Below are 8,646 nucleotides of genomic sequence, written 5' to 3'. Positions count from 1 at the left end.
GGATCACCGCGAGACGGCTCTCGGTCCGTGGGTCGTAGTAGATCCCGCGATCGTCCACCACGATGGAGGCACCGGGCTGAAGGCTGGCGCCGAGCCCGACAGAGCGAAGGAAGCCATCCTCCATGCGGGCGAACGGCAGATTTTTCTCGGCGCAGAGAGCCTCCAGGCGCTCCGGCATCCGCGTGGCCCAGGCGAGCACGCGGGCGCCGCGTGGACGCGCGGCGATCATCGCGTTCTCGGCCGTCATCGCGTGAACCGGCGTCCCGTGCGGGCCGCGCATGAATGCGTCGAGCCCCGGTCGCTTCCAGCGTGAGATCCCCACAAGCACGGTCGGCCGATCGTTGTCGGCGAAGCGATCGCGCAGCCAAGCCACGCGTTCCAGGCATTCCGAAAAGCCGATCGGCGCCCGGGTCCAGGGATCGAAATAATGCACGCCGGCGCCGTAGCGCAGCGCCACGAGTTCTTGCGTCTCGGGCACACGCCCGACCGGCTCACCGTCGGCGGCATCCAGACAGGCGACCTCCGCTCCAGCGAGCCGGGCTTCGCAGGCCGAGCGCCAATCCTCCACGAGGACCCGCCGCACGCGGGTAAACAGGACCCAAGGATTGACCGGGCCGGGGATGATCCGCACCCGCGTCGACGCTGGACCGGGAAGTCCAAGGCACCCCGCGCTGCCCGCGACGACGAACGATTCGCCCGGAAATCGCGCCAGGGCGCGCCTCACGAAGGCACCCAGGCGGCTCGGCGAATCGCCGAGTGTTCCGTCGACCAGGATCAGCGACGGCTCGACCGATCCCGCCAGCGCTTCGGTGACCACGCGCGTGGTGTCGCGCGCGAATGCGTTCCGGCCGAAGGTTTGAGCGCGGCGCAGGGCATCGACGTCGATCTCCGCACCGTCACCGAGGGGAGACCCGGCTCGGGTCAGACGCAGGCTCGCCATGCCGGTGAATGGCGTATCGTAGGGAGACAGGAGCGGTCCCGGCTGCACCACCAGCGCCGGGCGGCCGAGCCCTTCCGCGAGGCCCGCCAGCGAATTCCGCTCCCAGGCGACAGGAACCGCAGCGGGTCGCCACGGCGAACCGAAGACCGTCCGGGCAGCCGTTTCGATCTGGCCGCGCAAGGCCTGGGTGGTCCGGCCCGTGGAAAAGACCGATGGAGGCGGTTTCGCAGGCATGGACCCGTTCGAGCGACACAGTCGGCGGCTGCCTTAGCACCTTCCCGGCCGAAGGGGCGATGACCGCGCATGCTTTCCGGCTCGTCTCCGCCGGTTCGTCACCGCCGGTTCGCCGCACCGATCCGTCCGCCGGTGTGTCTCGCCGAGGCGCAACTGCTTCGCAGAAGCGCTGTGGACAGAATCGTTGCTTCGAAACAACAGGCCCGGGAAATCCGCATCCGGCCCCATAGCCGCCCAATTGATGGGATCGATGAGCCGTGCGACGGAATACTCCGTGGTAGGCGGTCCGTGAGTTCACGGCCGCAGGAGCAGGCGTCCCCGAGAATGCTTCAGCCCCGCGCAGACTTGCGTCCTCACGCAGACATGCACCGCGACAGACCGGCGACGTTTCTCTTCCTTCAGGGGCTGGCATCCCCGTTCTTCGCCGATCTCGGTCTCGCCCTGAAGGCGCGCGGCCACAACGTGCGACGCATCAACTTCTCGTCCGGCGACTGGCTGTTCTGGCGCCTCCCGGCCGACAATTATCGCGGCAGCTTCGCGGATTGGGGCGATTACGTCGCCGCCTATATCCGTCAGCATGGCGTCACCGACATCATCTTGTTCGGCGATTGCCGGCCCTACCACGTCGCCGCCACGGCCGCCGCAGAGCCGTTCGGGGTTCGCCTCCACGTCTTCGAGGAGGGCTATCTCCGGCCGAACTGGATCACCTGCGAACTCGGTGGCGTGAACGGGCACTCGCCCCTACCCAAGACCGCCGACGAGATCCGGGCCGTCGCCCGACGCTTGCCCCAGCCCGGCCGAGCCATGCCGTCGAGCGGCGACATGGCGCGCCGCAGCCTGTGGGACATCGCCTACAACATCGCGAATTTCGGATTTCCCTACTTCTTTCCGCGCTTCCGAAGCCACCGGCCGCACCACATCGCGGTGGAATATGCGGGCTGGATCAAGAAGTTCTCCCGCCGCGCGCACACGCGCCGAGAGGCCGCGCGACTCAACGAGGCCTATGTCGCCATCGAGGCCGACTACTTCCTGCTGCCACTTCAGCTCGACAGCGATTACCAGATCCGGGTCCACTCCCCTTTCCTCGGGGTGGAAGCCTTCATGGACCGGACCATCGCATCCTTCGCGGCCCATTCGGCGGCGCCGACGCGCCTTCTCATCAAGCTGCACCCCCTCGACAGCGGCCTGATCAACTGGCGCAAATATGCGCGCCACTCGGCCAAGCGGCACGGGGTCAACGATCGCCTGGACATCATCGACGGAGGTGACCTGCCGAACCTGATCTCGGGCAGCCGGGGTGTGGTGCTCGTCAACAGCACGGTCGGCATGCTCTCCCTCGAGCTCGGGCGGCCGACCTACGCGGCCGGCAAGGCGATCTACAACCTGCCGGGACTGACCCATCAGGGTGGGATCAACACCTTCTGGAATGCGCCGACGCCGCCGGACAGCGCATTGATGTCCGATTTCCGCCGCGTCGTCCTGCATCGCTCCCAGGTAAACGGCGGCTTCTTCTCGCGCCCAGCCATCGAACGCGCGATCATGGGGACCATCCCGCGCCTCGAGGCCACCCTGCCCGCCTCGGCCCGCGCCGCCGCGGCGGCCATCCGCGCGGAAGCGGACCCGGCACAGGAACTCGCGGCGGTCTATTGATCCTGGTCTGAGCTCCGGGCTAGCAGACGCCATGTCCGTTATCCTGATCACCGGCGCGTCGAGCGGCATCGGCGCCGCCCTCGCCCGTCACTATGCCGGCTCCGACACCACGCTGGTGCTGCAGGGCCGAGACGCGTTGCGGCTCGACGCCGTCGCCGAGGCGTGCCGCGCCCGGGGTGCCCGGGTCGAGACCGCGCGCCTCGACGTCCGGGACCGCGCGGCCGTCGCGACCTGGCTGAAGACACTGGATTCGGCGCATCCCCTCGACCTCGTCATCGTCAATGCGGCGATCAATGGGGGCGACCCGGGCGGAGACGTCGAGACCGAGGCGATGGCCTTCGAGACCGTCGAGGTGAACCTTGTCGGTGCGCTCAACGTCGCCCTGCCCTGCGTGACGCTGATGCGCGCGCGGGGCCAGGGACAGATCGCACTCGTTTCCTCGCTCGCGGCCTTCGCGCCACTGCCCGACGCACCCGCCTATAGCGGGACGAAGGCCGCCCTCCTCGCCCACGGCCTCGCCCTTCGTGAGAAGCTGAAGCCGCACGGGGTCCGCATCAACGTGGTGACGCCGGGCTACGTGAAGACCGCGATGGGCGGCGAGTACCAGGGTTGGCGTCCGATGGAGATCAGCGCGGAGGATGCCGCCGTCCGCATCGCGCGCGGCCTCGCGCGGGACCAGGACATCGTCGCCTTTCCGTGGATCATGGCCGCTGCGGCGCGAGGTGCCGCCCTGCTGCCGGAATCCCTCCGGCGCCTCGGCATGAGCGGCTTCAAGTTCAAGATCCGGGTCGGCCGGTGACGCCTCGCCCCCGCCTCGCCCTGTTCGTGCTGGAGGCGCTCCCCAACGCCCGTGCGGTGCGCCGGTTCGTGGCCGAACACGCCGCCGACATCGCCTTCGTGGGCCTGTCGAATGCCGAGCGCCCGAGTTCCGGCGGCCTCGTGGGTCAGGTGCGCCGCCACCTCGCCCGCTCCGGCCCGGCGATCCTGCCCTATCTCGGCGTGAATTTCGGCCTGCCCGATCTCCTTGCCCCGACCTCGGGCCTGCTGCGCCGCCTCACCGGAGCCGGAGCGGCGGCGAGCGCCACGCCGATCAAGGCCCTGTGCGGAAGCCTCGGCATCCCGACGCTGAAGGTCGACGACGTCAACGGCCCGGAGGTGGCGCAGGCCTTCGCCGTGCATACACCCGACCTGATCGTGACCTTCCACTTCGACCAGATCCTATCCGGACCGACGCTGATGCGGGCGCCCCTTGGGGGCTTCAACGTCCATCCGGGCCTTCTGCCCCGCCACCGCGGCCCCGTCCCGACGATTCATGCCCTGGCGGAAGCCGACCCTGCCTTCGGAGTGACGGTGCATCGCCTCGCGGTGACCATCGATGCCGGTGCGATCCTGGCGCAAAAGGCGGTCCGGCTGCCCCCGGACACCACCGCGACGCGGGCGTCGGTCTTGCTGCACGAGGACGGCCGGGTGCTTCTGGACGAGGTCCTCGTCCGGTTGGCCGATGGCACCCTCGAGAGTGGTGAGACGCCGCCGATCCTGCCCTATTGCCCGTTCCCGGACCGGGCTCTGCTTGCCGACCTGCGCCGCCGCGGCCGCAAGCTCACGGATGTTCGTGATCTCAAGGACGCACTGGCGCTCAGCGCCACGGCCTGACGCGTCCATCCGCCGGGGGCATGTCCGCGCCGGAGCGCGGCCTGCTCCGGACCGTCCCCTCTCCCTCGAAAGGGAGAGGGCGTTCGAGCCGCGCTTAGCGGGAGAACTTCTTGTACTTGATCTTCTTCGGCATCAGCGAGTCGGCGCCGAGACGGCGCTTCTTGTCCTCCTCGTAATCCGAGAAGTTGCCCTCGAACCACTCCACGTGGCTCTCGCCCTCGAAGGCGAGGATGTGGGTGGCGATGCGGTTCAGGAACCAGCGATCGTGGCTGATGATCACCGCGCAGCCCGCGTAATCCTCCAGCGCCTCTTCGAGCGCGCGCAGGGTTTCCATGTCGAGGTCGTTGGTGGGTTCGTCCAGGAGCAGCACGTTGGCGCCGCCCTTGAGGGTCCGGGCGAGGTGCACGCGGTTGCGCTCACCGCCCGAGAGCGTGCCGACCTTCTTCTGCTGGTCGGAGCCCTTGAAGGCGAAGGCCGCGCAATAGGCGCGTGAATTGATCTCGCGCTTGTTGAAATAGATGATGTCGTTGCCCCCGGACACCTCCTGCCAGACCGTGGAATTCGGGTCGAGGGCATCACGCGACTGGTCGACGTAGCCGAGATGCACGGTCTCGCCGATCGAGATGGTGCCGCCGTCGGGCTTCTCGGAGCCGGTGATCATCTTGAACAGGGTCGTCTTGCCGGCGCCGTTGGGGCCGATGACGCCGACGATGCCGCCCGGCGGCAGCTTGAACGACAGATCCTCGATCAGCAGGCGGTCGCCGAACGCCTTGTTGAGGTGATCGAACTCGATGACGTTGTTGCCCAGCCGCTCGTCGATCGGAATGACGATCTGCGCCGAGGCGTCGATCTTGTCGTTCTGCTTGGCCACGAGCTCGTCGTAGCGGGTGATGCGTGCCTTGGACTTCGACTGCCGTGCCTTGGGCGAGGCCGAGATCCACTCCTGCTCGCGGTTGATCGCGCGCTGGCGGGCCATGTCCTCGCGGCCTTCCTGGGCGAGACGCTTCTGCTTCTGCACCAGCCAGGCCGAGTAGTTGCCCTCGTAGGGGTAGCCCCGGGTCCGATCGAGTTCGAGGATCCAGCCGGTGACGTTGTCGAGGAAGTAGCGATCATGGGTCACGATCAGGATCGCGCCGGGATACTGCTTGAGGTGGCCTTCCAGCCAGTTCACCGTCTCGGCGTCGAGGTGGTTGGTGGGCTCGTCGAGGAGCAGCAATTCAGGCTCCCACAGGAGGAGCTTGCAGAGGGCGACGCGACGGCGCTCACCGCCCGAAAGAGTCGCGACGGGCATCTCGTCGGTTGGGCAACCGAGAGCCAACATGGCCTGATCGACCTTGGAATCGAGCTCCCAGAGGTTGGCCGCCTCGATCTTGTCCTGAAGGGCGGTCATCTCGTCCGCCGTCTCCTCCGAGTAGTTCATCGCGAGTTCGTTGTAGCGGTCGAGGAGCGCCTGCTTCTCGGCGACACCCTCCATCACGTTCTCGCGCACCGACTTGTTCGGGTCGAGTTGCGGTTCCTGCGGCAGGTAGCCCACGCGCGCGCCCTGCGCGACAAAGCCTTCGCCGGTCCATTCCGTGTCGATGCCGGCCATGATCTTGAGCAGCGTCGACTTGCCCGAGCCGTTGATGCCGAGCACACCGATCTTGGCGTCCGGGTAGAACGACAGGTTGACGTTGTCTAAGATCTTCTTGCCGCCGGTATAGGTCTTGGTCAGACCCTTCATGTGGTAGATGAATTCGCGCGCCATCTCGGTGTCCCTCGTCGTGTCGGCGGCCCGGCGCGCCCTCGCGCCTCGACCGTCGGAAATCGTGTCTGCGTGGTTCCGCGGGCGGCGTTCCGTCCAGCCGGCCGGTCTGCCGCGCGATAAAGGCTGATCCTCGGGCGCTCGCCGTCGTCGAACCGCTTCGCGTAAAGGTGTTGCGCCGGAGTATCAAGGCGGCGCCGGACCGGCAAGAACACGGGATCAATAAGGGCGTCCGATCGAAGATCGGGGGACGCCTGCCGTGCAGCCGCGCCCCGTCTCAGGCGAACGGGTTTTTCACCGCGACGCTCGGCCGTGTCGCGTCCGCGACTCGCTCGGGCAAAGCCTGTCCTTCCAGGGCCGTTATGATGGCGGATAGGGTCGCGGCCAGCGCCTTCGCGCGGGTCAGACCCGCCGCGTCGCGGGCGAGGTCGACGGAGCCATGGATCGCGATGCGGTCCGTACCGTTCTCGATCGAGAGGCCGCCGACGGTCTGGACGGCGACATCGTCGGCAAAGGGTTCGAAACGCGTCCCCGGCTCAGGCTCTCCTGTCGGCGGCATGTCGCGGGTCGCCATCGGATCATCCTTCAGAAAAGCGCGCGCATGAGATCGCGCCAGACACGCCTGAGAAAGCGATGCAGTTCAGCCTTGGCCCAGGTCTCGAACGAATCGTCCGCCCGGGGCTTGCGGCGGGGATGCTCGTCGCCGTCCGCCTCCCCCCGGGAATAGGCGCGCGGCTCCGGCAGATCCATGGCCCGTGCCTTCGCAGCCGGCGACAGCGCCGGAAACACGTCGAGCCCGGCGATCCGACGCAGCGCATCGAGGGACACGGCCTGCCAGCCCGCATCGTCCCGGTTCGGCACCAGATAGGCGCCGGCCTCTCCGGTGGCCGGGTCGTAGAGCGCCTTGAACAGCTGCGTCGGCACCAGCACCCGCCCGTTGATCGCCTGCACCGCGTCGCCGGCATAGATCGGCCCCGTGACCACGAAGAGGATTTTGCGCCGTGTGGCGAGGCGGCGCACGCTTTCCTCGATGGCCGACCAGAGACCGCGATTGAGTTCACGATCCTGCGGGACGATGTTGGCCAGGGTGAAGGATTGCGCCTGCGCGCTGCCCGTCGGCATGTCGCCCGCCGGGGCCATGTGTCCCCGGTCGAAGCCGCTCCGCACGTAGTCGTCGAGCCGCGCCCGGTCGTCGGTCGGCAGCGCGTTCTCGTCGTGGAAGGCATCGACCCGGTCGATCCGCCGCGCCGCCGCGACGCTGTCCGAGGTCAGGCGCTCCGCCGCATAGAGAGGGGTGTGCGAGACGCCCGAATGCAGCACCGCAAACGCCTCGTAGCAGAGCGGCACCAGGCGCAAAGCAAGCTTCGGGTTGGTGATTTCGGGCCGGCGCGCATCGGCGAAAAGTTCGTCGCAGTCGCTGGCCCGAGCCGCGCAGCACGACGCCATCACCGAGAGTGCCAGCAGAGACGCACGCACGACTCGCGGAAGGAAGCGAGCGCTCAGAAGCACACGCGGACCTTGCGCGTCCCCTCGGGCGTGGCCCGCCAGCGATAGCCGCAGGGGCGCCCGAGGGTGCCCTCGAACGGATGGACCGCACGGTCGGCGGGGCCTGGCCCCGCCTGGTCCCGACAAGGTCCGGCCGCCCCGCACGCGATCGTGACAGCATGAGCCCGGCCGCGTCGGGATTCGAGACGCCGATCCGCAGCGGGGTCCGCGGCGAGGACGGATCCGCCTTGGATCAGGAGCGCGAAGGTGAACACGGTGACGTGCCGAAACGCGAGCATGACCTGCCTCGAGACGCGAAGGGTACGCGGGAAAAGCGGCCCGCACCGTTGATCGAAACGACCGAGGCGCTTAACTGCCGGATCTCGGATGACCGCGCCAGCATCTTTCCGGACCGGCACTTCGTTCGAACATCTCGGTTTCGGGCAGGTTTTCGGAACGGTATTGCAGGTGCGGTGGGAGCCGCCACGAGCTGGCGTATTTCCGCAACGTGGCAAAGCCGCGTCATGGCGTTATAAGTGTGATCGAAGGGCCCCGGTTTCGTCTTGGGGCATGCTTCGTTCGAAGGTCGGTCCGGGTGCGGCGCGGGCGGGTCGAAATCGAACGGATGCCCAGCAAACGAACGGGTGTGAATCAGTGTCACGGCAAGAAATTCCGCACAACGCGACCTCCCAAACCGCGACCTTCAAGGACGCATCCACGCCAACTTCATCCGCCGAGACGGCGATTTTGGACGGTCTGTCCGAGCCTTCGGCGTTGCGTCTTCTGCCGGAGAGCCAGTTGCAGGCGGTGGCTGATGCGGTGCGCGCCGAGATGATCGACGCGGTCTCGGTGACGGGGGGGCATCTCGGCTCGGGGCTCGGCGTGGTCGAGCTCACGGTGGCCCTGCACCACGTCTTCGACACCCCCGACGACCGCATCG

The 8,646-nt window shown here is 67.8% G+C and carries 8 protein-coding genes and 1 pseudogene; 5 read left to right on the top strand and 4 right to left on the bottom strand.

Annotation, left to right across the window (positions count from 1 at the left end):
- Nucleotides 1–1,174, bottom strand: a pseudogene (locus JWQ05_RS10935) (capsular biosynthesis protein); the annotation flags it as partial.
- Nucleotides 1,175–1,498: 324 nt separating this feature from the next.
- Here JWQ05_RS10935 and JWQ05_RS10930 point away from each other — a divergent pair.
- The 3 genes from JWQ05_RS10930 to JWQ05_RS10920 are packed head-to-tail and all read left to right on the top strand — an operon-like array spanning nucleotide 1,499 to nucleotide 4,477.
- Nucleotides 1,499–2,824, top strand: a complete 1,326-nt coding sequence (locus JWQ05_RS10930) for a capsular biosynthesis protein (protein WP_299658471.1) — start codon at nucleotides 1,499–1,501, stop codon at nucleotides 2,822–2,824.
- Between the two features lie 31 nt (nucleotides 2,825–2,855).
- Complete coding sequence (locus tag JWQ05_RS10925; RefSeq protein WP_299658470.1) at nucleotides 2,856–3,623, top strand: SDR family NAD(P)-dependent oxidoreductase; 768 nt, start codon at nucleotides 2,856–2,858, stop codon at nucleotides 3,621–3,623.
- Nucleotides 3,620–4,477: a formyltransferase family protein gene (locus JWQ05_RS10920; protein WP_299658469.1), complete on the top strand. Its 858-nt coding sequence runs from the start codon at nucleotides 3,620–3,622 to the stop codon at nucleotides 4,475–4,477. The genes JWQ05_RS10925 and JWQ05_RS10920 overlap by 4 nt, the downstream gene beginning before the upstream one ends.
- Nucleotides 4,478–4,571: 94 nt before the next feature.
- Here the strand turns inward: JWQ05_RS10920 and ettA are convergent, their stop codons facing one another.
- From ettA to JWQ05_RS10905, 3 genes are all read right to left on the bottom strand, one after another.
- Nucleotides 4,572–6,224: an energy-dependent translational throttle protein EttA gene (gene ettA / locus JWQ05_RS10915; protein ID WP_299658468.1), complete on the bottom strand. Its 1,653-nt coding sequence runs from the start codon at nucleotides 6,222–6,224 to the stop codon at nucleotides 4,572–4,574.
- Between the two features lie 274 nt (nucleotides 6,225–6,498).
- Nucleotides 6,499–6,795 carry a hypothetical protein gene (locus JWQ05_RS10910; protein ID WP_299658467.1) on the bottom strand — a complete coding sequence of 99 codons (297 nt, stop codon included), beginning with the start codon at nucleotides 6,793–6,795 and terminating at the stop codon, nucleotides 6,499–6,501.
- 11 nt (nucleotides 6,796–6,806) lie between these two features.
- Nucleotides 6,807–7,667 (bottom strand): DNA/RNA non-specific endonuclease, encoded by an 861-nt coding sequence (locus tag JWQ05_RS10905; protein ID WP_299658473.1) that lies wholly within the window; start codon nucleotides 7,665–7,667, stop codon nucleotides 6,807–6,809.
- 218 nt (nucleotides 7,668–7,885) lie between these two features.
- Between JWQ05_RS10905 and JWQ05_RS10900 the strand changes: the two genes are divergently transcribed.
- Together JWQ05_RS10900 and JWQ05_RS10895 are read left to right on the top strand one after the other, a co-directional pair.
- Nucleotides 7,886–8,242: a hypothetical protein gene (locus tag JWQ05_RS10900; RefSeq protein WP_299658466.1), complete on the top strand. Its 357-nt coding sequence runs from the start codon at nucleotides 7,886–7,888 to the stop codon at nucleotides 8,240–8,242.
- Nucleotides 8,243–8,450: 208 nt separating this feature from the next.
- A partial coding sequence (locus tag JWQ05_RS10895; protein ID WP_299658472.1) for a 1-deoxy-D-xylulose-5-phosphate synthase N-terminal domain-containing protein occupies nucleotides 8,451–8,646 on the top strand: 196 nt, incomplete at its 3' end.

The organism is Methylobacterium sp., from assembly GCF_028290105.1.
In the GTDB taxonomy this organism is placed as follows: Bacteria; Pseudomonadota; Alphaproteobacteria; order Rhizobiales; family Beijerinckiaceae; genus Methylobacterium.
The sequence above is the reverse complement of the archived record's forward strand: the minus strand, read 5'-3'. Positions and strand labels throughout refer to the sequence as shown.

Bases quoted from the DNA above. Each gene is read 5' to 3' on its own strand.
- JWQ05_RS10930 (WP_299658471.1), top strand. From the start codon at position 1,499: ATGCTTCAGCCCCGCGCAGACTTGCGTCCTCACGCAGACATGCACCGC.
- JWQ05_RS10925 (WP_299658470.1), top strand. From the start codon at position 2,856: ATGTCCGTTATCCTGATCACCGGCGCGTCGAGCGGCATCGGCGCCGCC.
- ettA (WP_299658468.1), bottom strand. From the start codon at position 6,224: ATGGCGCGCGAATTCATCTACCACATGAAGGGTCTGACCAAGACCTAT.
- JWQ05_RS10910 (WP_299658467.1), bottom strand. From the start codon at position 6,795: ATGGCGACCCGCGACATGCCGCCGACAGGAGAGCCTGAGCCGGGGACG.
- JWQ05_RS10905 (WP_299658473.1), bottom strand. From the start codon at position 7,667: ATGGCGTCGTGCTGCGCGGCTCGGGCCAGCGACTGCGACGAACTTTTC.
- JWQ05_RS10900 (WP_299658466.1), top strand. From the start codon at position 7,886: ATGAGCCCGGCCGCGTCGGGATTCGAGACGCCGATCCGCAGCGGGGTC.